Origin of the sequence: Gordonia sp. 'Campus' (assembly GCF_022206305.1) — a bacterium.
GTDB lineage: Bacteria > Actinomycetota > Actinomycetes > Mycobacteriales > Mycobacteriaceae > Gordonia.
In genome coordinates this window covers 72510-98355 of the sequence record NZ_JAKOIW010000004.1, presented here as the reverse complement: position 1 = coordinate 98355, position 25846 = coordinate 72510, and the positions used below count along the sequence as shown (strand labels likewise).

Genomic DNA, 25846 nt, shown 5'->3' with positions numbered 1-25846 from the left:
GACCAGCGATGAGTCCGCCGCTGTTCTGGGCGGATTCCGTCCCGGCGCCCGGCGCCGACCTCGTCCTGACCGGTGCCGAAGGACGGCACGCCGTCACCGTGGCCCGGCTGGGCGTGGGCGAGCGCATCCTCGTCGGGGATGGGGCCGGATCGGTCGCCGGGTGCGAGATCCGCGAGCTCAAGGGCAAGGACACCCTCGTCGCATCGGTCCACGACCTCGAGTTCGAAGCGCGGGCCCAGCCCTCGGTGACCCTGGTGCAGGCGCTCCCCAAGTCTGAGCGATCCGAACTCGCGGTCGACCTCGCGACCGAGGCCGGGGTCGACGCCATCGTGCCCTGGCAGGCGGCTCGGTGCGTCGCCCGGTGGACCGGCAAGGCCGACAAGGGCGTCGCGAAGTGGCGGGCGGCGGCATCGGCCGCCGCGAAGCAGAGTCGCCGGCCGTGGATCCCCGAGGTCACCGACCTGGCGACCACCATCGACGTCCGCGCTCGCTGCGCCGAGGTGGTCGCGGCCGGGGGTGTGGTCGCGGTGCTGCACGAGGAGGCCGCGCAGCCGTTGGCGGACCTACCGCTGGCCGATGCCACCGAGATCCTGCTCGTCGTCGGACCCGAAGGGGGTCTCGACCCCGGTGAGGTCGCCGACCTGACCGCGCTGGGTGCACGATCGGTCGTCCTGGGGCCCGAGGTGCTGCGCACGTCGACCGCCGCGGCGGTGGCCCTGGGCGCGATCGGCGTACTCACCCGGCGGTGGTCCCGGTGAGCGGCGTCCGGCGCGCGTCCGTGCGTCGCACCAAGATCGAATATGGTTCGGCGCCATCACAATTCGGGCACCTGTATCTTCCTGCCCGTCCTGACACCTCGTCGCCGACGCGGCTCGTGGTGCTGGTGCACGGCGGGTCGTGGTCCGTGGAATTCGGCTCGACCACGCAGACGGCGATCGCGCGCATGCTCGCCGAGCGTGGGGCGGCGGTGTGGAACGTCGAGTACCGGCGGGTCGGCGAGGACGGCGGCGGGTGGCCCAACACGGGCCGGGACGTGATCGACGCGCTCCGCGCCATCGACGGGCCGGTCCGCGATGCACTGCCCGCGGACGCCGTCGACCTCTCGTCGACGGCGGTCGTCGGGCACTCGGCAGGCGGCCAGCTCGCGGTGTGGGCGGTCGGGCACCTCGGCGCGCGCACCGCAACGGCCACCATCACCACCGTGGTCGCCCAGGCGGCGGTGCTCGACACCGTCGAAGCCGCCGACCGGGAGTCGGTGCAGGCCTACATGGGTCGGCCCTACCGGGAGTCGCCGCGCCGGTACCGCGAGGCCTCACCGATGCTGGCGCCCGTGTTCGACGCCCACGTCGTGGCGATCCACGGCGACGCCGACGATCTGATCCCGCTCGAGGTCAGTCGACGCTATGTGGACGACGCCGCGGGGCGAGGCCAGTCCGCCGAGCTGGTCGTCGTTCCGGGGGAGGGGCACGACGCGTTCGTCGACCCCCGGAGCGCGTGTACACGGCAGACCGTCCGGGTGCTCGGGGTCTGACGGAAATATTGCCTGCTGATCGGCCGTTGCACCGCGATACACTGGCGGCACCCCTGCATGTCCGCCGACGGTGAGAAGGCGCTCGTGCAGAAGACCGGACATCCAGAACACCAGGAGTGATTTCATACGTGAGTGACGACAACCCCGACCAGAGCGGGCAATCCAGCCGAATGCACCAACCGCAGCGGCCTGGGGTCACATCCACTGTCGAAGTCTCTCCCGGGGTCGTCTTCGGGCTGCTCGGCGCCAGTGACGTCAACCTCCGCACGCTCGAACAGCTCCTGCCCGCCGACATCCACGTTCGCGGCAACCAGGTCACGCTGACCGGTGAGCCCGCCGACGTCGCCGCCTCCGAGCGGGTGATCGCCGAACTGGTGGACCTCGTCGGCCGCGGCACCCCGCTGACACCGGACCTGGTGCGGCACAGCGTCTCGATGCTGTCCGACGGCACTGTCGAGTCGCCCGCGGACGTGCTGTCGCTGGACATCCTGTCGCGACGCGGCAAGACGATCCGGCCCAAGACGCTGAACCAGAAGCACTACGTCGACGCCATCGACACCCACACCATCGTCTTCGGTCTGGGGCCCGCCGGCACCGGCAAGACCTATCTGGCGATGGCCAAGGCCGTGCAGGCGCTGCACTCCAAGTCGGTGAACCGCATCATCCTGACGCGTCCGGCGGTCGAGGCCGGCGAACGCCTCGGCTTCCTCCCGGGGACGCTGAGCGAGAAGATCGACCCGTATCTGCGTCCGCTGTACGACGCCCTGCACGACATGATGGACCCCGAGGCGATCCCCAAGCTGATGGCAGCCGGGGTCATCGAGGTGGCGCCGCTCGCCTACATGCGCGGCCGGACGCTCAACGATGCGTTCATCATCCTCGACGAGGCGCAGAACACCACGAGCGAACAGATGAAGATGTTCCTCACCCGGCTCGGCTTCGGATCCAAGGTGGTCGTCACCGGCGACGTGACCCAGGTGGACCTTCCGGGCGGCGCCCGCAGCGGACTGCTCGCCGCGTCGGAGATCCTCGAGGGGATCGAGGACATCCACTTCGCCCGGCTGACGAGTCAGGACGTGGTCCGGCACCGCCTCGTCGCCGACATCGTCGACGCCTACGGCCGAGCCGAGGAGTCGCGTCGTGGACTGTCGGATGCCGCGATCGGCGGCAACCGGGCGTCGCGGCGCGCGGCGGCCCAGGGGCGTCGTTCATGAGCATCGAGCTCGCCAACGAGTCCGGCGTCGACGTCCCGGCGGAACTGATCATCGACGCCGCGCGCTACGCGGTGAACGCGATGGACGTCAATCCGGCTGCGCTTCTGTCGGTCCTGTGTGTCGACGAGGACACGATGGCCGACATGCACGTCCAGTGGATGGACCTGCCCGGCCCGACCGATGTGATGAGCTTCCCGATGGACGAGCTGGTCCCGGGGGGACGCCCCGATGCCGCCGAGCCCGGGCCGGCGATCCTCGGCGACATCGTGCTCTGCCCGGATTTCGCACGAAAGCAGGCCCGAGAGGCCCGGCGGTCCTTCGAGCACGAGCTCGCGATGCTGACGATCCACGGCGTTCTGCACCTCCTCGGTTATGACCACGCCGAGCCCGAGGAAGAGCGCGAGATGTTCGGGCTGCAGAACAAGATCCTCGACGAGTTCTACGCCGAGCGGCACCGACGGGCGCAGGAGCAGCGGCAGACCGACCGCGACTCGCGGCTGCTGTCCAACATCGGGTTCACCGGTGGCCCGGGCGACCCGCCCGCCCCGGAGACCGCGCCGCGGTCCGAGGAGGACTGAGAACGTGCCCTCCGACTACTGGTTCATCGTGGCCGCAGTCGTGCTGATCGGGGTGGGCGGCATCTTCGCGGCCGTCGACACCGCGGTGTCCACCGTCTCCAACGCCCGTGTCGACGACATGGTCCGGGACGGGCGCGCGGGTGCCCGCCGCCTGGCGCGCATCCTCGAGGCGCGCGCGACCTACGTCGGCCTCGTGGTCCTGCTCCGCGTGGTGTGCGAGACGGCCGCTGTCGCTCTGGTCGCGGTCGCCGCGACCCAGCTGATCGGCGTCGGCGGGGGACTGGCGGTGGCCATAGCCGCCATGGCCGTCGTCTCCTACGTCGCCGTGGGCGTCGGCCCGCGCACCCTGGGCCGGCAGCACGCGTACACGATCGCGCTCGCGTCGTCCTATCTGTTGTTCGCGCTGGGTGTGCTGCTCAAACCGCTGACGCGTCTGCTGATCCTGATCGGTAACGCTCTCACCCCGGGCCGCGGATTCCGCAACGGTCCGTTCGCCACCGAGATCGAGCTGCGCGAGGTCGTCGACCTCGCCGAGGCCTCGGGCGTCGTGGCCGCCGACGAGCGCCGCATGATCCAGTCGGTGTTCGACCTCGGCGACACCAGCGCCCGGGAGGTGATGGTCCCGCGTCCGGAGATGGTGTGGATCGAAGCCGACAAGACCGCTTTGCAGGCCACCAGCCTGGCCACTCGGTCGGGGCACTCCCGCATCCCCGTCATCGGTGAGAACACCGACGACGTCCTGGGCATCGTGTATCTCAAGGACCTCGTGGCCCGCACGGTCGCCCAGCGCATCGATCCCACGACTCTTCGCGTGGTCGATGTGATGCGCGACGCCGAGTTCATCCCCGACTCCAAACCGCTCGACCGGGTCCTCGCCGACATGCAGCGCGAACGGAACCACATGGCGATGCTCGTCGACGAGTACGGCGGCATCGCCGGACTGGTGACCATCGAGGACGTCCTCGAAGAGATCGTCGGCGAGATCACCGACGAGTACGACACCGACGAGCTCGCCCCGGTCGAGGATCTCGGTGACGGGTCCTACCGGGTGTCGGCACGGCTGCCCGTCGAGGATCTCGGCGAGTTGTTCGACGTGGAGATCGCCGAGGAGGAGGTCGAGACGGTCGGCGGACTCGTCGGACTGGAGCTGGGTCGTGTGCCGCTGCCCGGCGCCCGCGTCGAGTCGCACGGCCTGCAACTGGTGGCCGAGGGCGGGCCCAATCGCCAGGGCCGCCAACGCATCATCACGGTGCTGGTCACCCGAGTCCCCGGCGCGGAGGAGGATTCGCGACGCGACGATCATCGGGGGAGCTCGAACCGCTCGCAGTCTCGTTCCGAGCGTGCCTCGGGACGCGATGACGATGCCGGACGCCGCGCGGAACGGGGTGGCGACCGATCCGCGGACGAACGCGGAGCCGACGACCCGGACACCGCCGATCACCGCAGCACAGACGAGTCGAGAGCAAGGATGAACCAGTGACCGAGACCCTCCCCGACGAGGATCGCAAGCTCGTGGTGCTCGCGCGCGGTGCGCTGGCCCGTGCCGAGGCGCCCTCGGGCGCCGCGGTTCGTGACGGTGACGGCCGCACGTACGCCGGCGCCGACGTGCGCACCGCCACGCTGACCCTCACCGGCCTGCAGGTCGCCGTCGCCTCGGCGATCTCCAGCGGGGCGACCTCTTTCGAGGCGGCGGTCATCGTCAACGGTGAGGCCGACGACCCGGGTCTGGCCACCCTGCACGAACTGAGTCCGGACGCGTACGCCGTTCTCACCGACACCGCGGGCGCACCGCGGCAGCGCATCGAGCGTGCGGATGCCTGAGTTCCGTTCGGGTTTCGTCTGTTTCGTCGGCCGGCCCAACACCGGCAAGTCCACGCTCACCAACGCCCTGGTGGGTGAGAAGATCGCGATCACGTCGAATCGCCCGCAGACCACACGCCACACCATCCGCGGGATCGTCAACCGGCCCGACGCCCAGCTGATCCTCGTCGACACGCCCGGTCTGCACCGCCCGCGCACCCTGCTCGGCCGGCGCCTCAACGACCTCGTCCGCGACACCTACTCCGAGGTGGACGTCATCGGCGTGTGCATCCCGGCCGATGAGGCGATCGGTCCGGGCGACCGCTGGATCATCTCGCAGGTTCGCGAGATGGCACCGCGCACGACCATCGTCGGCGTCGTCACCAAGATCGACCGGGTGGGTGCCGAGCGGGTCGCCCAACAGCTGCTGGCGCTCTCGGAGCTGCTCGGCCCCCAGTCCGAGGTGGTGCCCGTGTCGGCGAAGTCGGGCAAGCAGCTCGACGTCCTGAGCGATGTCCTCGTCGGACTCATGGAAGAGGGGCCGGCCTTCTACCCCGACGGTGAGCTCACCGACGAACCCGAACAGGTCCTGATGGCCGAGTTCATCCGGGAAGCGGCGCTCGAAGGAGTCCACGACGAGCTGCCGCACTCGCTGGCCGTCGTGATCGAGGAGGTCATCGACCGTGAGGACCGCGACCCCGAACTGCCGCCGATGGTCGACGTCCACGCGATCCTCTTCGTCGAGCGTGACAGCCAGAAGGGCATCATCATCGGGCGCAAGGGCGCGCGTCTGAAAGAGGTGGGTACAGTTGCCCGCGCACAGATCGAGCGGCTGCTGGGGACCAAGGTGTACCTGGATCTGCACGTGAAGGTCGCCAAGGACTGGCAACGCGACCCCAAGCAGCTGCGTCGATTGGGTTTCTAGCAGCGTGACCTGCCGGCTCGTCGCCGGGTGGAATCGGCCTGCGGGGAGGAACGTCCATGGGAACGCACGAATCGCCGGACCGGCCGGAGGATGAACTCGGGCGCGGCGCGCACGAGGCCCCCGAGAGCGATCAACCGACCGGCCGCACCATCGCCGGAGTGCTCTCCTCGCCCCGGTTCTGGCTGGCGCCCCTTGCGCTGGTGGCCGTGTTGTTCTCGCTGATGGCGGGGCTCTACATGGCCGCCGTCGTCGACCCGCAGCGCCACCTGCACGACTTCCCGGTCGCGCTGGTGCAGGAGGACGCCGGCGGCGACGTGGAGAACGCGCAGGGCGAGGCCACCAAGCAGAACTTCGGGGACCAGGTCGCCGAGGGCATCATCTCCTCGGCCGCGGAGAACGGGATCGTCGTGACCCGCACCGACCGGTCGACGGCCCTCTCCGAACTCAACAGCGGCAAGGTGTACGGCGTCATCGTCGTCGGGTCGAACTTCACGAATCGGGCTGTCGCGCTGGGTCGTTCGACGGTACTCACGGCCGAGCCGGCGAAGCCGGCCATCGACATCTTCATCAACCGGGGCTCGGGCGCGTTCGCGTCGTCGATCACCACCACCCTGGCCGATCAGGTGCGCACACGGGTCAACGACCAGGTCGGGGCACAGCTGACCGAACAGGTCCGCACCCAGCTCGAGCGCAACGACATCACCTTCACCGGCGCGGCGCAGCTCGCCCTCGCGACGCCCGTGGCCGTCGAGGTGTCCGAGCCGACCCCGCTGCCCGACGGCGCGGGCAACGGACTGTCGGCGTTCTATCTGACGTTGCTGCTCGTGCTCGCCGGCTTCACCGGGGCGATGATGGTCAGCATCGTCGTCGACGGCATGCTCGGCCAGACGCCCATCGAATACGGGCCGTTCTATCAACTGCGTGAGCGTCTCAAGATCAGCCGGTGGGCCACGCTCGCCGCGAAGTGGACGATCATGTTCCTGGTCGCGGTGGTGCTCTCGACCCTGTTCATCGCCGTCGGCGCCATGGTGGGGACGTCGATTCCGAACGGGTTCGTGCTCTGGATGCTGTCGGTGCTGGGCATCTTCGCCGTCGGGGTGAGCGCCAGCGCGATGATGGCGGTGTTCGGCAACGCCGGACTGTTGTTCAACCTGCTCTTCTTCGTGGTGTTCGGTCTGCCGTCGTCCGGCGGGACGCTTCCGTTGGAGGCGAGTCCGCGCCTCTTCGAGTGGATCGCCGCGATCGAGCCGATGCACGTGATCTATCTCGGCGTGCGCGCGGTTCTCTATTTCGACGCCGATCTGTCGGCAGGGCTCGGCCGGTCGATCATCCAGTGCCTCATCGGTCTGCTGGTCGGCGTGCTCCTCGGTCTGCTCGGCACCAAGTACTACGACCGCAAGGGCTGGCACCGGTATCCGGGTGGGATGACGCTGCCGCCGAAGCTCGACAAGATCGTCAACGCCGGCTGAGCCCGTCTGCCCTCCGGAGTTCTCGATCGTCGGCTCCGGCCGGCCGGCGGGCATGTCGGGGTGGGACATGTCGGTGCGCGGTGGGAGAATGCGTCGGTGAGGTTCTACCGGGATGAGGCCGTCGTGCTGCGCCAGCACAAGCTGGGCGAAGCCGACCGGATCATCACCCTGCTGACCGCCGAGCACGGTCTCGTGCGTGCGGTCGCCAAAGGAGTACGGCGGACTCGCTCGAAATTCGGCGCCCGGCTCGAACCCTTCGCCCACATCGATGTGCACCTGTATCCGGGGCGCAGCCTGGACGTGGTCACCCAGGTGCACAGCCTGCACGCCTTCGCCGATCGCATCGTCGCCGACTACGGGCGCTACACGACGGCCTGCGCGGTCCTCGAGACCGCGGAACGGCTCGCGGGCGAGGAGCGTGCTCCCACCCGCCAGCTGCACCGGCTCACGGTGGGTGCACTGGAGGCGCTGGCCGACGACCGGCGACCGCGTGAACTGATCCTCGACGCCTACCTGCTGCGCGCGATGTACAGCGCGGGGTGGATGCCCGCGCTGGAGGAGTGCGCACGATGCGCGACGCCGGGGCCGCATCGCGCCTTCCACGTCGCCGCGGGTGGCGCGGTGTGCCTGCCCTGTCGCCCGCCGGGTTCGGCGACACCCTCGCCCGGTGTGCTCGACCTCATGGACGCGTTGTTCCGCGGTCAGTGGGATCACGTGATCGACTCGACGCCGTCGCTGCGCCGTCAGGCCAGCGGGCTCACCGCCGCGCATCTGCAGTGGCATCTCGAACGGCAGCTCCGAACCCTGCCTCTGATCGAACGCACCGCGCCTCATAGGCTGATGGACACAGGTGTGGACGTGGGTGTGAGGAGAGTCGACGATGGCGTTGCGGCCGGGTAGTTCCGCGAGAGGGCGGAAGTCCGCGAGCCCCCGTGGCGACGTTCGGCCACCCGACCCGCATCCGAGCGGCGCGCGTCCGCCGGCCATCCCCGCCCAGTTCGTACCCAGGCACGTGGCGCTCGTGATGGACGGTAACGGCCGCTGGGCCACCGACCGCGGACTCCCGCGCACCGAAGGCCACAAGCGCGGGGAAGCCGTCCTCATGGACACCGTCTGCGGTTGTATCGAACTGGGTGTGGGCTGGTTGTCGGCCTACGCGTTCTCCACGGAGAACTGGTCCCGCAGCCCCGACGAGGTGCGCTTCCTGATGGGATTCAACCGGGACGTCATCCGTCGTCGACGCGACGAGATGCATGAGATGGGAGTCCGCGTGCGCTGGGCCGGTCGCCGACCCCGGTTGTGGCGCAGCGTGATCCGTGAACTCGAGATCGCCGAGGAGATGACGCGGGACAACACCACCATGACGCTGACGATGTGCGTCAACTACGGTGGCCGCGCCGAGATCGCCGACGCCGCAAAGGAGATCGCCCGCCGGGCGGCTCGCGGCGAGATCGATCCCGACCGCATCACCGAATCGACGTTCGCGCGCTACCTCGACGAGCCGGACATGCCCGACGTCGACCTGTTCCTGCGCCCGTCGGGGGAGCAGCGCATCTCGAACTTCCTGCTGTGGCAGTCGGCGTACGCCGAGATGGTCTACCAGGAAAAGCTGTTCCCCGATTTCGACCGCCGCGACCTATGGGATGCGTGCCTCGAATACGCCTCGCGCGACCGACGTTTCGGCGGGGTGAAGCCGTCGTGACCGAGGCCGCCGGGCTCCTGGACCGGACTGCGGAGATCGTCGCCGAACTCGGACCGGTCGACCGTCCCGATGCCGATTCCGTGGTCGTCCAGGTCGGTCCGACCCGCGCGTCGATCCGCGTGCTCACCCTGGCCGACGGGCTCGACGTACTGGCCTTGACGCAGATGGTCGCGATGGACCTGCCCAACACCCCGACCCTGCGGGACGATGTCGAGGCGTGCGCCGCGCAGCTGAGCTTCGGCAGCCTCCGACGCTCCGACCGTGCCGGGGTCACCACGGATGTGCTGCAGTACTACACGTTTCCGGCCGGGCAGCTCGACGACGTACCACTGCTGACGGTCCTGCACATCGTGCTCGCCGCCGGTGTCGACGCCGCCGAGCGGCTGATGGGCCCGAGTACTGCGTCCTGAGGTGTGGGGGGCGTTCTCGCTCAGCCGTTCTCGGCAACCCGGCAGTCGGCGCAGCGCCCGAACACCTCGACGGTGTGGTTGATGTCGGTGAATCCGTGCTGCGCGGCGATTTTCGCGGCCCAGCGCTCGACCGGCTCCGCCTGCACCTCGACCGTCGTGCCGCAGTCGCGACACACGAGGTGATGGTGATGGCCGGAGGAGCAATGGCGGTAGCGGGTCTCGCCGGAACCGTCCCACAGCACATCGATCTGTCCGGACTGACTGAGCGCCTGGAGGTTTCGGTAGACGGTGGTCAGGCCGATGGACTCGCCCCTGGCCTTGAGGATCTCGTGGAGCTCCTGCGCCGAACAGAAGTCGTCGGTGCCCGCGAGGGCGTCGGCGATCGCGGCGCGCTGACGCGTCGACCGGACGCCGGTGACCGGCTGTGGGCCCGACGCGGCGACACCGGTCACTCGTTCACCGCCGTCGCGTCGGACGAGACCCGGGAGCCGCCCGGCGTCGTCTCCATGGCGTGGACAAGCGCGTCGCCCACGATGTGCGCGACGTGGTCGTCGAGGAGTTCGTAGGTGATCTCGCGACCGTTGCGCTGCCCGCGCACCACACCGGCGTCCTTGAGGACACGCAGGTGCTGGCTGACGAGCGGTTGACTCAGGCCGAGGTGTCCCACGAGCTCGTGCACACACTGCACCCGTTCGCGCAGGGACAGCACGATGGCGACGCGGGTGGGGGAAGCGAGAGCGCGCAGGAGGTCGGCTGCGGCCTCTCGTGCGGCGGCGTCGGCCGCGTCCATCGGCTCGGGTGCGCCCAGTGATTCGGCAGACATGGCGCTCCTCTCGGCGGGCTCGCGGTGCAGGGTCGGTTCATTCTATCGGAAATGGTTTTCAATCAGGTCCCGGGTGTCATCCCTGGTCAGCCGCCCTCGGTCCGGCGGCGCTGGTCGACCGGAGGTACCCCGTCGCGGCCACCGGTCGACAGCGCGTACGTCGCGACCGCGTGTGCGACCGCTGCCGCGTTCACGGCGAGGAGTTCGGTGTCGATGTTGTCGATGGTGTCTCGCGCGGTGTGGTAGTCGGGGTCGAACGCCTCGCCCGCGGTGCCACCCCACAGCCGCGCCTGCTCCTCGGTCTTCTTCTCGTCGGCTCCGGTGAAGACCCCGCCGGCGGGGATGCCGGCGGCGATGAACGGCCCGTAGTCGGAGCGTCCGTCGAAGTCGCTGGGCGCGAGGGCGATACCCCGGTCGGCATAGAACTTCGCGAAGGTGCGCTCGATGCCGTCGGAGCCGCCAGGCCCTGCGGGGGCGCCGTCCCGCTCGGAGTCGTCGCCGTCGTAGGTGAGGTATCCGCCGTTGGGTGAGGCGAGCATGTCGAAGTTCAGGTAGAGGGCGATCGCCGCCCGTCCGGCGTCGTCGAGGGTCTGGATGTAGTCGGTGGACCCGATGAGTCCGTCCTCCTCGGCGCCCCAGAACGCGAACCGCACCCGATGCGGGACCCGTGGTGAGGATCCGAGCCGTAGCGCGGTCTCCAACACCGCGGCACTGCCGCTCGCGTTGTCGTTGATCCCGGGGCCTTCGTCGACGCTGTCGAGGTGCGCACCGGCCATGACCACGTCGTCCACGGTGCCGGTCCGGGTCTCGGCGATCAGGTTACGGGTGGTGATCGGTGTGGTCCGGGCTTCGACGGCCAGGGTGACCGACTCCGCCGAGCGCAGGCGATCGGCGTCCTCCGACGGCGCGCCCACGACGGGGATGGTCGGGCGCTCGTCGGTCCCGAGGGTCGCGCCGCTCAGCTGACCGGGTTCGTTGTTGACCATGATGACGCCGACTGCTCCCGCGGCCTGGGCATTGCGAGCCTTGTCCCCGAAGGTGCAGGTTCCGCGGACGATCACCGCGACGGCACCACGAACCGTCGCAGGGAAATCCGCGGCGGCGCAACCGAGACCGCCCACCCCGACGGGCCGCGCGGTCAGCGGGTCGTCGCCCGTGCCCGCGGAGTACTCGAGGACCGTCGTCGCCACCTTGTAGCCATCGGCGGTCAGGGTCACCGGGCCGGCGTCGAAGCGCTCGTACTCCACCGTCGGGGTCGTCACCTCGAAACCGGCCGTTCGCAGCAGTCCCGCCGTGTAGTCCACGGACGCGTCGAAGCCGGGGGTTCCGGCGGCCCGGTCACCGCCGTTGTTGTCGGCGATCTGCTGGAACGCCCGGACGTGGCCCATCACGTTCTGGATCGTGACGGCGTCCGCGAGAGCGCCGGGGGTGACCTCGCCGACGGGAGGTCCGGGGACCGGTGTGGACACCGGAGCCGACGACGGACGCTCCGGCTCGTCCGAACTGTCGGGCGCGCACCCGGCGAGCACACCCAGCGCCAGCGTGGACGAGGCCAGCAACGCAACGACGCGGGGTCGTCGTCGGGACAGAACCGTGCCGAGCGGGGCTCGTCGTAGTCGAACGGTCACCCTGTCACTGTGGCAGTTCCGGACCGTCCACGCCCACCGGTTGCCGGCCCGACGCGGGTGACCGCAGTGCTTTCGTGGAACGGGACACYTGCTCGGTACCCTGTAAGGGTTGCCGTGCGATCGCTCGTCGTTTTCGCCGAGCACGTCGCACGTGAGCAGAACCGTCCCGCCCGAACACCGAACCCGTGGAGAGCAGTTAACCGTGGCCGCCCAGTCCAATGTGGAATCCGTCGTCAACCTCGCCAAGCGCCGGGGTCTGGTCTACCAGTGCGGTGAGATCTACGGCGGTACCAAGTCGGCGTGGGACTACGGACCACTCGGTGTCGAGCTCAAGGAGAACATCAAGCGCCAGTGGTGGCGCACCATGGTCATCAGCCGCGAGGACGTCGTCGGCCTCGACTCGTCGGTGATCCTGCCCCGCCAGGTGTGGGAGGCCTCCGGTCACGTCGAGGTCTTCACCGACCCCCTGGTCGAGTCGCTGCACACCCACAAGCGGTATCGCGCCGACCACCTCATCGAGGCGTACGAGGCCAAGCACGGTCGCCCGCCGGAGAACGGTCTCGCCGACATCAACGATCCGGAGACCGGGCAGCCCGGCAACTGGACCGAGCCCAAGGCCTTCAGCGGCCTGATGAAGACCTACCTCGGCCCCGTCGACGACGAAGAGGGCCTGCACTACCTCCGTCCGGAGACCGCGCAGGGCATCTTCGTGAACTTCAAGAACGTGATGACCACCGCTCGGAAGAAGCCGCCGTTCGGTATCGCCCAGATCGGCAAGAGCTTCCGCAACGAGATCACCCCCGGCAACTTCATCTTCCGGACCCGCGAGTTCGAGCAGATGGAGATGGAGTTCTTCGTCAAGCCCGGCGAGGACGAGGAATGGCACCAGTACTGGATCGACCAGCGCTTCGACTGGTACGTGAACCTCGGTATCGACCCGGAGAACCTGCGGCTCTACGACCACCCCAAGGAGAAGCTGTCGCACTACTCCAAGCGGACCGTCGACGTGGAGTACAAGTTCGGGTTCACCGGCAATCCCTGGGGCGAGCTCGAGGGTGTGGCCAACCGCACCGACTACGACCTGTCCACCCACAGCAAGCACTCGGGTGAGGACCTGTCGTTCTTCGATCAGGCGTCCGGTGAGCGGTACACCCCGTTCGTGATCGAGCCGGCGGCCGGTCTGACCCGGTCGTTGATGGCCTTCCTGTGCGATGCCTACACCGAGGAAGAGGTGCCGAATGCCAAGGGCGGCACCGACACCCGTACCGTGCTGCGCCTCGATCGTCGTCTCGCCCCGATCAAGGCCGCGGTGTTGCCGTTGTCGCGGAATGAGAAGCTGTCGCCCAAGGCCCGCGACCTCGCCGCCGAACTGCGCAAGCACTGGAACGTCGAGTTCGACGACGCGCAGGGCATCGGCAAGCGGTACCGCCGCCAGGACGAGATCGGCACGCCGTTCTGCGTGACGGTGGACTTCGACACCCTCGACGACCAGGCGGTCACCGTCCGCGAGCGCGACACCATGAGCCAGGAGCGCGTCGCCCTCGACAAGGTCGCCGAGTACCTCGGCGGCAAGCTGCTCGGCGCCTGAGCGGAGAACGACAGGAGCCCCGTCCGTCACGATTGAGCCTGACCTGCGCTTGTCTGTCACAATTGATGGCGAGTTGTCGCGTGGAGCAGGGCATGGGGTCCGTCGCGCCCGCGACGAGGAAGTGAGTGGAGTCGTGTCTGTCAGCGGGAAAGTCGTTCACTACGACGCAAATCGGGGATTCGGGTTCCTGGCACCGGAATCGGGCGGTGCCGATGTGTTCCTGCACATCAACGACATCGACATCGACGAGAACTCGTTGAAACCCGGTGCCAAGGTGTCGTTCGACGTCGAGGAGACCGACCGCGGGTCCAAGGCCGTCAACGTCGCGGTGACCGAGGCTGCGCCCGCCGACGACGCCGCGGGAGCGCGCGGACACCGTCGCGACGACCACCACGGTCGCGATCGCGGGGACCGCGGCGATCGTGGAGACCGTGGTGATCGCGGAGACCGTGGTGATCGCGGTGGGCGTTCGGACGACCGCGGTGGCCGTCGCCCTCGCGGCGGTGGATCACTCGACTCCGCGGCCTTCACCGAGGAGCTGACCGAATTGCTCCTCGACGCGGACGACGATCTCACCGCCCGTCAGATCATCGCGATCCGCCAGCGGGTCACCGACTTCGCCGTCGCCCGGGGCTGGGTGCTTGACTAGCACCCACCACGATCCGGAGACCGTGGGTCACGTCCTCCCGGCCATGGCCTCCTACGGTGCCGAAGCGGTCGAACGTTTCGTGCCCGAGGGTGCCAAGGTGGCAAGTCTGCCCGGCACCCGGACCGATCACCGCAGCGACTTCGCGCGTGATCGAGCGCGTGTCCTGCATTCGGCCGCCCTGCGTCGGCTCGCGGACAAGACCCAGGTCGTCGGCCCGCGCGAGGGTGACACCCCGCGAACGCGGCTGACCCACTCGCTCGAGGTCGGGCAGATCGGACGGGGGATCGCGATCGGTCTCGGCGCCGAACCCGACCTCGTCGAGCTCGCCGGTCTCGCCCACGACATCGGCCACCCGCCCTACGGGCACAACGGCGAACGGGCTCTGGACGAGGTCGCTGCGGACCACGGGGGATTCGAGGGCAACGCCCAGAATCTGCGCATTCTCACGCGGTTGGAGCCGAAGCTGCTCGACGCAGACGGGAACAGTGTCGGTCTCAACCTGACGCGGGCGTCCCTGGACGCGACGCTGAAGTATCCGTGGACGCGGCGCGCACCGGGCGGGAAGTTCGGTGCGTACGACGACGATGCGGACATGCTGGCGTGGGTGCGTCGCGACGCGCCCGGCACCCGGCAGTGCATCGAGTCGCAGATCATGGACTGGTCCGACGACGTCGCGTACTCCGTCCACGACCTCGAGGACGGCGTCATCGGCGGCCGCATCGACCTGCGCAGTCTCGGTGATCCGCAGGACCAGCGCGGGCTCGCCGACATCGGCGCCAAGGAGTTCCCCGGACTCGATCCGGAGGCGCTCGTCGATGCCGCGCAACGCCTCCACCGCATGGACATCGTGCGGTCGGTCGGCGTCTTCGACGGCACACTCGATTCCTACGTCGCTCTCAAGCGGTTGACCAGCGAGTTCATCGGACGATTCGCGTCGGCGGCCATCACCGGCACCCGTGCGGCGGTCGGGGACCGGCCGGTGTCCCGCTACGACGCGGACCTCGAGGTGCCACCGCTCATCGCGGCCGAGGTGTCGATGCTCAAGACCATGGCGCTTCGGTTCATCTTCTCCAACGAGCGGCACAAGGCCACCCAGCGCCGGCAGCGCGAGCGAATCCACCGGGTGGCCGACTGGTTCCTCGAGGCGGCACCGGGCGGACTGGATCCCGTCTTCGTGCCCTTCTGGAACGCCGCATCCGACGACGCCGCCCGCATGCGCGTGGTCGTCGACCAGATCGCGTCGATGACCGAAGGTCGGCTGGAGCGCACGGACAAGAACAACTCGGGGGCCCAGGCGCACCTCGGGTAAGGGCCTGTCGCCCGGCGCCGAAGCACCCGGTCGGGCGGCTGCGCCGACGTCACTACACTGGTCGCGTGGCAGGCCGAATTCCCGATCGCGACATCACGGCGATCCGTGAGCAGACGAGGATCGAGGACATCGTCGGCGATTACGTCGCCCTGCGTCGAGCCGGTGCCGACAGCCTCAAGGGCCTGTGCCCGTTCCACGACGAGAAGTCCCCGTCGTTCCACGTCCGACCCAATCACGGCCACTTCCACTGCTTCGGTTGCGGCGAGGGCGGCGACGTCTACAGCTTCCTGCAGAAGCAGGAACACGTCAGTTTCGTGGAGGCGGTCGAACAACTCGCGGACCGGATCGGTTACCGGATCAACTACGAGGGCGGTGGCACCGCGATCAAGCGGGACCGCGGCACGCGAGCGCGTCTGGTGGCGGCGAACGCCGCCGCTGCCAAGTTCTACGCCGCCGCGTTGCAGAGCCCGGAGGCGCAGCCCGCTCGCGACTACTTGAAGGAACGCAACTTCGACGCGGTCGCCGCCGTCCAATTCGGTTGCGGTTACGCGCCGGCCGGCTGGGACACGATGACCAAGGCCCTGCTCTCGCAGGGGTTCGAGTTCAGTGAACTCGAGGCGGCCGGATTGTCGAAGATGGGTCGCAAGGGTCCCATCGACCGCTTCCATCGCCGCTTGCTGTGGCCGATCCGCAACCTGGGCGGCGACATCATCGGCTTCGGTGCCCGCAAACTCTTCGACGACGACAACCTCGGCAAGTACATGAACACGCCGGAGACCATGCTGTACAAGAAGTCTCAGGTCCTGTTCGGTCTGGACCACGCGAAGAAGAGCATCGCGAAGGGTCATCAGGTGGTGGTCGTCGAGGGGTACACCGACGTCATGGCCATGCACCTGGCGGGCGTCACCACCGCGGTCGCGTCGTGTGGAACGGCTTTCGGTGAGGACCATCTGGCGCTCATCCGGCGTCTGATGATGGACGATTCGTACTTCCGCGGTGAGGTCATCTACACCTTCGACGGTGACGATGCCGGTAAAGCGGCGGCTCTCAAGGCATTCGAGGGGGAACAGAGCATCTCGGGTCAGACCTTCGTGGCGATCGCCCCCGACGGCATGGACCCGTGCGAGCTCCGCCAGGACAAGGGTGACGCGGCCGTCCGGGACCTGATCGCCCGGCGGGTCCCCATGTTCGAGTTCGCGATCAAGGCGCTTCTCGCCGAACACGATCTCGACACCGCCGAGGGTCGCGTCCATGCGTTGCGCGACACCGTGCCGGTGGTCGCCCGGATCAAGGACATCGCGCTGCGCGACGAGTACGCACGCCAGCTCGCCGGGTGGGTCGGCTGGGAGGAAGTCGGTCAGGTACTGGGACGCGTCCGGGAGGAGGGCGCTCGAATCCGCAAGGCGCAGGGGGTGTCCGGAACGGGCGGCCGCTCGAACGGGCGCGGCGCACGTAACCGGCCCGAGGCGGAGACCGCGCCGACATCGGCCCGGCCGCAGCCCAACGACCCCCGCCTGTGGCCGCAGCGTGAGGCGCTCAAGGCCGCGCTGCAGTATCCGGCCATCGCCGGAACGGTCTTCGACTCGCTGCCCGTGGAGTGTTTCAACGAACCCGCATACGCGATCGTGCGGCAGGCGATGACCGGCCTGGGCGGGACGTCGTCGGGGATGGGCGGCGCCGCCTGGGTCGACGCGGTGCGCAACGCCGTCGACGATCCGGTGATCGATCCGCTGGTCACCGAACTCGCGGTGGAGTCGATGCCCGTCGACGAGGACAACATCCCGCGATACATCTCCAGCGTGCTGGCCAGGCTGCAGGAGGTGTGGGTGGGTTCGCAGATCGCCGACATCAAGTCGCGGCTGCGCCGCATGGCACCCAGCGACGATCCGGACGGTTACAACGCCGTCTTCGGCGACCTCGTCGCGCTCGAAGCCTATCGACGCAGTCTGCTGGAACAGGCCGTCGACCCCATCGTCGACGCCGGCTGACCGGGTTCACACCGTCGCGATGAGTTTCCGGAGTCCGGGGAGTCTGACCCTGTATCCCCGAGAACGGAGCAGACAGTGGCAACCATCTATTCGGCGACGGCATCGCTCGACGGCTTCATCGCCGGGCCCGGCGGGGACATGTCCTGGCTGTCCCGATTCTTCGACGGTCCCGGCGACACCGACAGCGGGGGGAGCGACGCGAGCAGCGGAGACGATGCCGCGGCGCGCTTGATGTCGAATACGGGCGCGCTGCTGGTCGGGAAGCGGAGTTTCGTCGGCGACGACCCGAACCGGGGCACCGACCGCGAAGGTGCCTTCGGTGGTGAATACGAGGGTCCCGCTGTGGTTCTGACGCATGCGCCGCCCGCCGAGGACGTCGACGGGGTGACGTTCGTGTCCGATCTGCACGCGGCCGTCGAGCTGGCTGCCGAGCTCGCGGGGGACGCCTACGTGACGGTCATCGGCGCCGACGTCGCGCGGCAGATGATCGACGAGGGACTCCTCGACGAGGTGCTCATCTTCTTCGTGCCGCTGTTCCTCGGCGATGGCACACGGATCTTCGAGCGCGCCGGCGCCGAGGTACGGCTGACACGCATTCCCGGCGAGAGAGAGTTCTGGTGTCGAGTCGAGCGCTGAGCCGCCGAGGGGTGTCCGGCGAACACCAGCTGAACAGTCGGCGACGATCCGGGTTGTCGGATGCGGCCCCTCCGTCGGATGCCTAACGTGGGACTGTGGACGCGAATGACGAGCGCCGGCAGATCACCGAGGTACAGCACCGTCTGATCGGTATGTACACGAACAGAAGACCCGAGGAGGTCGCCGAGGCCGTCGAAGCCGCTTACCGGCATTTCGACGGCACCGAAGTCCGTGACTTCGTGCCGCTGCTCGTGGAGCGCCGGGCCAATGAGACGCTCACCGGATCGTCGGTGATGGCCGACTCCGGAGAAGTGCCGCCGAACCTGGGGGAGTGACTCCCGGGCCACCGACAATCCCGACACCCGAATTGTGATGCGGCCGTGCCCCGTCCACCGTGAGAGCGGCGGCGAGGCACGGCCGTATGTTGTTCGGTGGGGAGTGCGGGGCTCGAACCCGCGACCTACGGATTATGAGTCCGCGGCTCTAACCGACTGAGCTAACTCCCCGCGCAGAACGAACCTGCGGGGTGGAGATTACCGCACCGGCAAGACTGTGGAGCGGCCACATGCGCACGTGGTCACCGGGGCAGCTCCGCTCACGTCGGGGCCGGCCGACCGTCGAACCTGAGGTGGCCCTGACCGCGCGTTTTGTCCTCCGCCACGACCATGCGCTAGAGTCTGACCTCGGTTCTGGTGAAGCTCCTGAGGGTGCCGAACAGGACCGGAGCAATCCCCCATAGCTCAATTGGCAGAGCATTCGACTGTTAATCGAACGGTTACTGGTTCGAGTCCAGTTGGGGGAGCAGAACAGCCCGTCACCAGCGAAAGCTGGTGGCGGGCGTTTTTGTCTCGACCATGAAGTGGGCCGGACATCAGTCCCGCCTGCTCTGCCGCTCGTCGTAGTCGGCCTGGGCGGCGCGCACATCCGGCATGTTGTCCTGCACGAGTTCGATGAGTCCGCTCAGCTGATCGGCGACCTGCCGGCCCAGCGGGGTGAGGTGGTACTCGACCTTCGGCGGGATCGCTTCGAGGACCGTGCGCACGATCATGCCGTCGCGTTCGAGGTTCTGGAGTGTCTGCGACAGCATCCGCTCACTCACGCCGTCGACGCGGCGGCGCAACGCGCTGAACCGATAGTTGCTCTCGCCCAACGCGATCAGGACCAGGCTGCCCCAGCGACCGGTGACGGTCTGCAATGTGGTCCGGGACGAGCAGTCCCGGGCGAAGACGTCCGCCTCGAGGGACTGGTCGCTGATCTCGGTCACACTCTCAACGGTAGCCGACAGACTGAGATCCTGCTAACTATCCGTATTGCACTTACGAAAAGTTAGTGCATACTGTGATCATCCAACCCGAAGAAAGAGGAATCAGATGACCACAGCAGTGACAGGTGCGACCGGACAGCTCGGCGGACTGGTGATCGAGGAGTTGCTGGCCCGCGGCGTCGCCGCGAGTGACCTCGTGGCGATCGTCCGTGACGAGGCGAAGGCGGCAGACCTTGCATCGCAGGGTGTTTCGGTGCGGGTCGCCGACTACGACGATCCTGACGCCCTGCGCGGCGCCCTCGACGGAGTGGACAAGATGCTTCTCGTGTCCGGCGCCGACATGGGTCGGCGCGTCGCGCAGCACACCAATGTCATCGAGGCCGCGGAAGCCGCCGGTGTCGGGTTCATCGCCTACACCAGCCTCCTCCATGCGGACACCAGCGGTCTCAGCCTCGCTCCCGAGCATGTCGCGACCGAAGAGCGTCTGACCGCATCGGCCATCCCCACGGCGATCCTGCGCAACGGGTGGTACTGGGAGAACTACCTCGCTGCCATCCCGCAGGCGGCAGAGTCCGGTCAATTGTTCGGTGCAGCAGGTGACGGCAGGCTCGCAGGCGCCGCACGCGCCGACTATGCGGCCGCCGCCGCGGCGGTCCTCACCTCCGAGACCGACCAGGGTGGCAAGGTCTATGAACTGGGCGGAGACGAGCGCCTCACGTACACCGAGTTGGCGAAGCTCATCGCCGACGCCTCAGGCAGGGACGTCACGTACCGCGACCTCCCCGAAGCCGAGTACGCCGCGGTGTTGAGCGGCGCGGGCCTGCCCGCGCCTGTCGCGGAGATGCTGGCCAGCTCGGACGCGGGCATCAGTCGAGGCGAACTCGACACCACGTCCGGCGATCTCCAGGCCCTCATCGGTCGGTCGTCGACGCCGGTTGCCGACATCGTCACGCGTGCACTCGGCTGACGATGATGCGACGGGGCCGATGAGTTCTGCTGCGCCACGGAGTCTGTCCGCATAGATTGCCCGTGCAGACGACGCGGCTCGACGACAGGAAACTCGAAACCATGCCTCAGCTACTCAGGGTCCAGAACTTCTCGATCTCGCAGGACGGGGTCGGCGCCGGTCTCAATCAGTGCTTCGAGCGTCCCTTCGGGGATGGTGTCGAGCCCTGGGCGTTGATGTCGTGGGCGGGTGCCACCGCGAGTTGGCCCAATCGGACCGATCCGGGTGGCACCCGTGGCCTCGACGACTACTTCACCCGCGACTTCACGCACAACATCGGTGCAGAGATCATGGGACGCAACAAGTTCGGTCATCAGCGTGGGCCCTGGACCGACCTCGAGTGGCAGGGCTGGTGGGGCGACGAGCCGCCGTTCCACACGCCCGTGTTCGTACTGACTCATCACGTCCGTCCGTCGTTCACCCTGGGTGACACCACATTTCACTTCATCGACGCGACTCCGGCGGAAGCCGCCGAACAGGCCAAGGCGGCGGCCGGGGGCAAGGACGTGCGGATCGGAGGCGGCGTCAGCACGGTCCGCGAATTCCTCGACGCCGGTCTGATCGACGCCATGCACATCGCGGTCGCGCCCGTCACGATCGGAACCGGGCTGCGTCTGTGGGATTCGCCCGACGAGCTCGACGACCGCTTCCACCATGAGGCGATCCCCAGCCCGTCGGGGGTGACCCACCACCTGCTCTGGCGAAAGTAGGAGGTCCGCGTTCTCCCGCGATGTGGGATCGGTGGAATGCGGCGGCGAAGCGGGGTAGTTGTAGGGACCATGACGGAACTCTCCAGCAAGGCCCGCACTCTGCTCGAACTGCATCAGCCCGGCAACCCGGTGATCCTCCCGACGGTGTGGGACGCGTGGTCGGCGAACCTCGCGGTCTCGGCCGGGTTCACCGCGCTCACCGTCGGCAGCCACCCGGTGTCGGACTCCATCGGGAAGCCCGACAACGAGGGCATCACGTTCGACGAACTGACCACCCGTATCCGGCAGATCACCCAGGCCGTCGACGTCCCGATCTCCGTCGACATCGAATCCGGCTACGGCGAAGACCCCAAGACCCTGATCGACGGTCTCATCGCCGCGGGAGCGGTGGGCCTGAACATCGAGGACACCGTCCACAGCGAAGGCGGCCGCCTTCGTGAAGCCCAGGAGCATGCGGACTTCGTCGGTGCGTTGCGGACCGCGTCGGACGCCACCGACGTGCACGTCGTCATCAATGCCCGCACCGATCTGTTCGTGAAGCAGGTCGGGGACGAATCCGACCGCGTCGATCGCGCCATCGCCCGGATGAAGCTGGCCGCCGAGGCCGGCGCCGACGTCCTGTACCCGGTCGGTTTCCACGACGACGCCGTGCAGAAGCGACTGACCGACGAACTGCCGCTCCCGGTCAACGCCATCGGGCACCCGACCGAGAACGACAAGGCGTCGCTGGCCGAACTCGGCGTGGCCCGTGTGAGTTTCGGCCCGCTGTTCCAGATGGTTTTGGCCGAGCGCGCAAGCGAGGTCCTCGCCCCCTGGAAGTAGAAACCAGGCCGGGTTGTCGGTGCGCGGGTCTACGGTCGGACCATGGCACTCAGCACATCCGCACGAGAAGCGTTCTTGGCCGAGCCGCACGTCGCGGCGCTGTCCGTGGAGGCCGAACCCGGCCGTGCCCCGCTCACGGTCCCGATCTGGTATCAGTACAGCCCCGGCGGTCGGCCGTGGCTGCTCACCGGCACCGAGTCGCGCAAGCTGCAGCTGATCCGGGCGGCCGGGCGCTTCACGCTCATGGTCGACGAGGTGACACCGCGGCTGATGTACGTGGCCGTCTCGGGCGACGCTGTCGACATGGTCGCGGGCACCCGGAGCGACCTGCAGGAGATGGCCTCCCGCTACCTGCCTCCGCAGGCGGTCGAGCCGTACGTCGAGATGGCCGAGAAAGAGCACGGCCCGCAGACCAAGGTCTACCTCGATCCGCAGCAGTGGGTGTCCCTCGACCTCGGCAGTCTGTAGTCGCGGACGCGGTCCCCGATCTCGGGGCCCGGGATCCGGCAGCGAGACGAAGCAGTCCTGAACGTCTCGCTACATTGAACGCATGTCGAAGCCAGGCCCCACTTCCGATCGTCCGGACACCGAGGTGACCCAACCCGGTCGAGAACCCCAGGCACCGTCGGAAGACCGGACCCCCCTCGACCAGGTCTCCGACGACCAGGTCTCCGACGACGACGACCGGGACTCAGGCGACGCGGCTGTCGGATCGCCGTCGAACACTGGCGTGACCCCCCTTGACGGGGAGGTGTTCCTGCAAGCGAATCGGAGCAACCGGGACAGATACCGGGCCGAGGCGCAGGAGAAGGCCGCCAAGGCGGCGCGCAAGAAGCGGGGCAACGGCACCGCCGAGACCGAGACCGAGACCCACACCGACGCCGGGCACGACGCCGCGAGCCGGCCCGACGAGATGAACGCCGACCGGACGCCGCGCAAGCTGGCGGGCGGGGTGAGCGGCCCTCGGCGCTCGGCATGGCGAGGCCGCGTTTCCGCTATCGGGAAGTTCTCGTGGCCGGTTCTGGTGTTGGTGGCGCTCGTCATCGTGCTGGCGGTGTCGACGGCCGCCCTCGCGGTGGCCTATGTCGATGCCGATCATCGGGCAGACACGGCCACCAGCAGCTCGGGTACAGGCTCGATCCTCGACACCGCGCGCAAGTACGCGGCCGAGATCTCGACCTACAACTCCGCGGACTACTCCGACCTGGATCGGCGCATCCGGGAGATATCCACGCCCGCGTTCACCCAGACGTACATCGAGTCGTCCCAGGACGCCCGACGTGGTTCGACGGCCGCGGAATCGGTGTCCTCGGCCAAGGCCGACCACGCGGGGATCATGTCCCTCGCCGATGGCAAGGCCGTCGTGCTGGTCACGCTCGACCAGACGTTGAAGTCCCCGCAGACCGCCCAGCAGTTTCCTGACGGATTTCCCTACCAGTCACGCGTGAGAGTCACTCTGGTGAAGCAGGACGGCCGATGGCTGATGGACGACTTCGCGGTGCTCTGATCCCACGCGTTCAAAACCGTCCACCGCCACCCGCGGTATCGGCGGTTGCCTGCACACCGCTCAGCGGGTTTCCGACACCACCGGACCCAGCAACAGTCGCGACGCCAACGCCTCGATCCGCGCGGGCGACGGCTGCGGGGATTGCCGGGACAGATCGGCGACCACGTTCAGCGCAGCGTGGACCAGGAATCGCGCTCGCGGCAACGTCACGTCGGTGCGGTCGCGCGTGACCCACGTGGCGAACTCGTCGACGACGATGCGTTGCCGGTTGCGCAGCGCGCCGCGCGCCTCGGGCGTGGTGTGACCGATCTCGGTCGCGTAGATGGTGATCAGATCGGTTGCGGTACATGACAAACGCACGTACTGCGCAAGCATGGTGAGGAGCGCCTCCCGGGGGGTCGCCGACGCCTTCAGTGCATCGGAGATCACCGTCGCGACCAGATCGCTGGCACGCCAGAACGACGCCTCCAAGATCGCGACCTTGCTGGGGAAGTGACGGTACACACCCGAGGCGGGTAGGTCCGCAGCGTGCGCGATGTCCTCGATGGTGACGTCCCGAAACCCGCGAGCGGCAAACAGAATGATGGCCTCGGTCAGGATGACCTCGCGCTTGGCGGCCGGAGCGAGGCCGCCGGCGGTGAGCTGGGGGCTCTCGGGCTGGTCCGGCAGGTCGATGTCGAGCAATCCCAGCGCCGCCTCGCTCATCAGCGACGTGGCGTCTCGGGCGGGCAACGCCGCGCGGTGCGTCGTGGGGCTCGCCGCCACGCTGATCATGGCCGCGGCGAGGAGATTGGCGTCGGCGTCGTCGAGGGACGGTCGGACTCGGCGAGCCGCCGCGCGGATGCGCCGGTGTTGATGGACCACGACGTCTCGGACCAGCGCGGCATCGCGAGGTTCGAGGTATCTCGACTCCCAGCGGTACAGACCACCGCGACGCCGATTGTCGAATGAGGTCGTCGTGATGGCGTCGACCAGTGCGTGCAGCTCGTCTGGCCCCCCGTCGGGGACGGTGTCGAGCGCACTGCGCAGGCCGATGGCGAGCTCCGCCGTGGTCTCGGCGAACAGTGCGTACTTGTTGGGGAAGTGCCGGTACAGGGCCGGCGTCGAGATCCCGACGGCGTCGGCGATGTCGTCGAGGCGGACCGCGTGATATCCGCCGTCACTGAACGCCACCGCCGCCGCGTCGATGATCAGTCGCCGGCGATCGGCAGGGCGCCGACGCGGCGTACCGGTCTGCGACATCTGCGGGTGCGCGGTCATGACGACAGAGCCTAGCCGGAGACATCGTTCTCGAGACAAGTTTTCGACGTGCTCGCGAAAAGCCCAGCAAGAGGGCATTGGGTGACCGGATAAGTTAACGAGAATTCTCGTGATCTGCGTCGCACTGTGGTAGTAATCTAGGGCGATGGCACAGCTGAGACGCGCTGTGTCAGTCGAGCCGGAGTCGGAGTGGGGAGACCAGTGACCGAAGAGACCACGCGCGGCGGAGTCGTGACATCGGTGGACGAGCGCGGCATCGGGCGTTTGACGATTTCGCGGCCCGAACGGATGAATGCCCTCGACGGTCACGCCCACACCGCCATCGAGGAGACCCTGGCGGAATGGTCGAGCCGAGACGATGTCCGGGTGGTCGTGATCGACGGCGCAGGCGGGAGTTTCAGCGCGGGTGCCGACGTACGGGGTTTCGCCGAGCAGTCGACCGCGGGTGGTGCGTCCGGCTTCACCCGCGAGCAGGCACGGCAGATCATCTCCGGGGGTTCCGATCTCGTGCGCGCCGTGCGGTCGGTGCCCGTCCCGGTCATCGCCTCCGTCGATGGTGCGGCCGCCGGAATCGGGGCGTCGCTGGCGCTCGGCGCCGACCTCATCTACACGACGTCTCGGTCGTACTTCCTCCTCGCCTTCGTCAACATCGGGCTGATGCCTGATGGAGCCGCGTCGATGTCGTTCGCAACGGCGGTCGGACGTGTACGGGCCAACGAACTGGCGCTGCTCGGTGAGAAGTTGCGTGCCGACGAAGCGCTGGCGGCCGGACTCGTCAATGGCGTCGTCGATGATCGGGCAGCGCTCGACGAAACCATCCACCAGGTCGCGAGCAAGCTCGCCGGGAAAAGCGCTGCAGCCCTTCGGCTCACCAAGTCGGCGCTCGACGCGCACACCATGTCCGGCTTCGAGGCCGCGATCGAGCGAGAACTCGACGGCCAGACCGAGTTGCTCCAGTCCCCGGAGTTCCAGGCGGCGATCACCGCATTCGCCGGCGCCTCCAAGTGAATTCCCTTCCCCACCGGAT

Annotated in this window: 28 protein-coding genes and 2 tRNA genes; 24 read left to right on the top strand and 6 right to left on the bottom strand. The window is 68.2% G+C overall.

The features are described 5' to 3' along the window. Positions 1 to 8 precede the first annotated feature (8 nt). From MAY35_RS05885 to MAY35_RS05835, 11 genes are all read left to right on the top strand, one after another. Positions 9 to 758: a 16S rRNA (uracil(1498)-N(3))-methyltransferase gene (locus tag MAY35_RS05885; protein WP_238419923.1), complete on the top strand. Its 750-nt coding sequence runs from the start codon at positions 9 to 11 to the stop codon at positions 756 to 758. After that, on the top strand, positions 755 to 1531 hold the full coding sequence (locus tag MAY35_RS05880; protein WP_238419922.1) for a S9 family peptidase: 777 nt from the start codon (positions 755 to 757) through the stop codon (positions 1529 to 1531). Before MAY35_RS05885 ends, MAY35_RS05880 begins: the two co-directional genes overlap by 4 nt. A gap of 128 nt (positions 1532 to 1659) precedes the next feature. After that, positions 1660 to 2745: a PhoH family protein gene (locus MAY35_RS05875; RefSeq protein WP_374237924.1), complete on the top strand. Its 1086-nt coding sequence runs from the start codon at positions 1660 to 1662 to the stop codon at positions 2743 to 2745. Further along, on the top strand, positions 2742 to 3323 hold the full coding sequence (ybeY, locus tag MAY35_RS05870; protein WP_238419921.1) for an rRNA maturation RNase YbeY: 582 nt from the start codon (positions 2742 to 2744) through the stop codon (positions 3321 to 3323). The genes MAY35_RS05875 and ybeY overlap by 4 nt, the downstream gene beginning before the upstream one ends. Positions 3324 to 3327: 4 nt before the next feature. Beyond that, positions 3328 to 4803 carry a hemolysin family protein gene (locus tag MAY35_RS05865; protein ID WP_238419920.1) on the top strand — a complete coding sequence of 492 codons (1476 nt, stop codon included), beginning with the start codon at positions 3328 to 3330 and terminating at the stop codon, positions 4801 to 4803. Further along, the gene (locus tag MAY35_RS05860) at positions 4800 to 5144 is read left to right on the top strand and encodes a cytidine deaminase (protein WP_238419919.1); all 345 of its coding nucleotides are present in this window, start codon (positions 4800 to 4802) and stop codon (positions 5142 to 5144) included. Before MAY35_RS05865 ends, MAY35_RS05860 begins: the two co-directional genes overlap by 4 nt. After that, the gene (gene era / locus MAY35_RS05855; RefSeq protein WP_238419918.1) at positions 5137 to 6048 is read left to right on the top strand and encodes a GTPase Era; all 912 of its coding nucleotides are present in this window, start codon (positions 5137 to 5139) and stop codon (positions 6046 to 6048) included. The genes MAY35_RS05860 and era overlap by 8 nt, the downstream gene beginning before the upstream one ends. A gap of 56 nt (positions 6049 to 6104) precedes the next feature. Further along, positions 6105 to 7517, top strand: a complete 1413-nt coding sequence (locus tag MAY35_RS05850) for a YhgE/Pip domain-containing protein (RefSeq protein ID WP_238419916.1) — start codon at positions 6105 to 6107, stop codon at positions 7515 to 7517. Positions 7518 to 7613: 96 nt separating this feature from the next. Beyond that, positions 7614 to 8417 (top strand): DNA repair protein RecO, encoded by an 804-nt coding sequence (gene recO / locus MAY35_RS05845; RefSeq protein WP_238419915.1) that lies wholly within the window; start codon positions 7614 to 7616, stop codon positions 8415 to 8417. Then, positions 8398 to 9219: an isoprenyl transferase gene (locus tag MAY35_RS05840; protein ID WP_238419914.1), complete on the top strand. Its 822-nt coding sequence runs from the start codon at positions 8398 to 8400 to the stop codon at positions 9217 to 9219. Before recO ends, MAY35_RS05840 begins: the two co-directional genes overlap by 20 nt. Then, positions 9216 to 9629: a hypothetical protein gene (locus tag MAY35_RS05835; RefSeq protein WP_238419913.1), complete on the top strand. Its 414-nt coding sequence runs from the start codon at positions 9216 to 9218 to the stop codon at positions 9627 to 9629. Before MAY35_RS05840 ends, MAY35_RS05835 begins: the two co-directional genes overlap by 4 nt. A 20-nt stretch (positions 9630 to 9649) precedes the next feature. Here the strand turns inward: MAY35_RS05835 and MAY35_RS05830 are convergent, their stop codons facing one another. From MAY35_RS05830 to MAY35_RS05820, 3 genes are all read right to left on the bottom strand, one after another. Continuing rightward, positions 9650 to 10081, bottom strand: coding sequence for a Fur family transcriptional regulator (locus MAY35_RS05830; protein WP_238419912.1), 432 nt, complete (start codon positions 10079 to 10081; stop codon positions 9650 to 9652). Then, positions 10078 to 10452 carry a metalloregulator ArsR/SmtB family transcription factor gene (locus tag MAY35_RS05825; RefSeq protein WP_238419911.1) on the bottom strand — a complete coding sequence of 125 codons (375 nt, stop codon included), beginning with the start codon at positions 10450 to 10452 and terminating at the stop codon, positions 10078 to 10080. Before MAY35_RS05825 ends, MAY35_RS05830 begins: the two co-directional genes overlap by 4 nt. A gap of 86 nt (positions 10453 to 10538) precedes the next feature. Further along, positions 10539 to 12080 (bottom strand): M28 family peptidase, encoded by a 1542-nt coding sequence (locus tag MAY35_RS05820; protein ID WP_374237923.1) that lies wholly within the window; start codon positions 12078 to 12080, stop codon positions 10539 to 10541. A gap of 202 nt (positions 12081 to 12282) precedes the next feature. Between MAY35_RS05820 and MAY35_RS05815 the strand changes: the two genes are divergently transcribed. The 6 genes from MAY35_RS05815 to MAY35_RS05790 all read left to right on the top strand — a co-directional run bounded on the left by MAY35_RS05815 (position 12283) and on the right by MAY35_RS05790 (position 18585). After that, positions 12283 to 13668 (top strand): glycine--tRNA ligase, encoded by a 1386-nt coding sequence (locus MAY35_RS05815; protein ID WP_238419910.1) that lies wholly within the window; start codon positions 12283 to 12285, stop codon positions 13666 to 13668. A 133-nt stretch (positions 13669 to 13801) separates the two neighbouring features. Next, complete coding sequence (locus MAY35_RS05810) at positions 13802 to 14317, top strand: cold-shock protein (RefSeq protein ID WP_238419909.1); 516 nt, start codon at positions 13802 to 13804, stop codon at positions 14315 to 14317. Between the two features lie 43 nt (positions 14318 to 14360). Further along, complete coding sequence (locus MAY35_RS05805; protein ID WP_238420163.1) at positions 14361 to 15626, top strand: deoxyguanosinetriphosphate triphosphohydrolase; 1266 nt, start codon at positions 14361 to 14363, stop codon at positions 15624 to 15626. Positions 15627 to 15691: 65 nt separating this feature from the next. Continuing rightward, on the top strand, positions 15692 to 17614 hold the full coding sequence (dnaG, locus tag MAY35_RS05800) for a DNA primase (RefSeq protein ID WP_238419908.1): 1923 nt from the start codon (positions 15692 to 15694) through the stop codon (positions 17612 to 17614). Between the two features lie 75 nt (positions 17615 to 17689). Continuing rightward, positions 17690 to 18250, top strand: a complete 561-nt coding sequence (locus MAY35_RS05795; protein ID WP_308192439.1) for a dihydrofolate reductase family protein — start codon at positions 17690 to 17692, stop codon at positions 18248 to 18250. 95 nt (positions 18251 to 18345) lie between these two features. After that, positions 18346 to 18585 (top strand): three-helix bundle dimerization domain-containing protein, encoded by a 240-nt coding sequence (locus MAY35_RS05790; protein WP_238419907.1) that lies wholly within the window; start codon positions 18346 to 18348, stop codon positions 18583 to 18585. 97 nt (positions 18586 to 18682) lie between these two features. Here MAY35_RS05790 and MAY35_RS05785 read toward each other — a convergent pair. Further along, positions 18683 to 18756: transfer RNA gene (locus tag MAY35_RS05785), tRNA-Ile, on the bottom strand. A gap of 223 nt (positions 18757 to 18979) precedes the next feature. Here MAY35_RS05785 and MAY35_RS05780 point away from each other — a divergent pair. Further along, a tRNA-Asn gene (locus tag MAY35_RS05780) sits at positions 18980 to 19052 on the top strand. Positions 19053 to 19121: 69 nt separating this feature from the next. On the opposite strand, the gene MAY35_RS05775 is transcribed toward MAY35_RS05780, so the two are convergent. Continuing rightward, complete coding sequence (locus MAY35_RS05775) at positions 19122 to 19514, bottom strand: helix-turn-helix domain-containing protein (protein ID WP_238419905.1); 393 nt, start codon at positions 19512 to 19514, stop codon at positions 19122 to 19124. Between the two features lie 106 nt (positions 19515 to 19620). Between MAY35_RS05775 and MAY35_RS05770 the strand changes: the two genes are divergently transcribed. The 5 genes from MAY35_RS05770 (at position 19621) to MAY35_RS05750 (ending at position 23559) form a co-directional block, all read left to right on the top strand. Further along, positions 19621 to 20481, top strand: a complete 861-nt coding sequence (locus MAY35_RS05770) for an SDR family oxidoreductase (RefSeq protein WP_238419903.1) — start codon at positions 19621 to 19623, stop codon at positions 20479 to 20481. A gap of 101 nt (positions 20482 to 20582) precedes the next feature. Then, a complete protein-coding gene (locus MAY35_RS05765) occupies positions 20583 to 21230 on the top strand; it encodes a dihydrofolate reductase family protein (protein ID WP_238419902.1) in 648 nt (215 codons plus the stop codon). A gap of 69 nt (positions 21231 to 21299) precedes the next feature. After that, entirely contained in the window at positions 21300 to 22052 is a 753-nt protein-coding gene (locus tag MAY35_RS05760; protein ID WP_238419901.1) for an isocitrate lyase/phosphoenolpyruvate mutase family protein, read from the top strand. A 42-nt stretch (positions 22053 to 22094) separates the two neighbouring features. Then, complete coding sequence (locus MAY35_RS05755; RefSeq protein ID WP_238419900.1) at positions 22095 to 22520, top strand: pyridoxamine 5'-phosphate oxidase family protein; 426 nt, start codon at positions 22095 to 22097, stop codon at positions 22518 to 22520. Positions 22521 to 22602: 82 nt separating this feature from the next. Further along, positions 22603 to 23559, top strand: coding sequence for a YbjP/YqhG family protein (locus MAY35_RS05750; RefSeq protein WP_238419899.1), 957 nt, complete (start codon positions 22603 to 22605; stop codon positions 23557 to 23559). Between the two features lie 60 nt (positions 23560 to 23619). On the opposite strand, the gene MAY35_RS05745 is transcribed toward MAY35_RS05750, so the two are convergent. After that, the gene (locus MAY35_RS05745) at positions 23620 to 24819 is read right to left on the bottom strand and encodes a TetR/AcrR family transcriptional regulator (protein WP_238419898.1); all 1200 of its coding nucleotides are present in this window, start codon (positions 24817 to 24819) and stop codon (positions 23620 to 23622) included. Positions 24820 to 25020: 201 nt separating this feature from the next. On the opposite strand from MAY35_RS05745, the gene MAY35_RS05740 reads away from it, so the two are divergent. Continuing rightward, positions 25021 to 25827 (top strand): enoyl-CoA hydratase-related protein, encoded by an 807-nt coding sequence (locus MAY35_RS05740; protein WP_238419897.1) that lies wholly within the window; start codon positions 25021 to 25023, stop codon positions 25825 to 25827. Positions 25828 to 25846 lie beyond the last annotated feature (19 nt).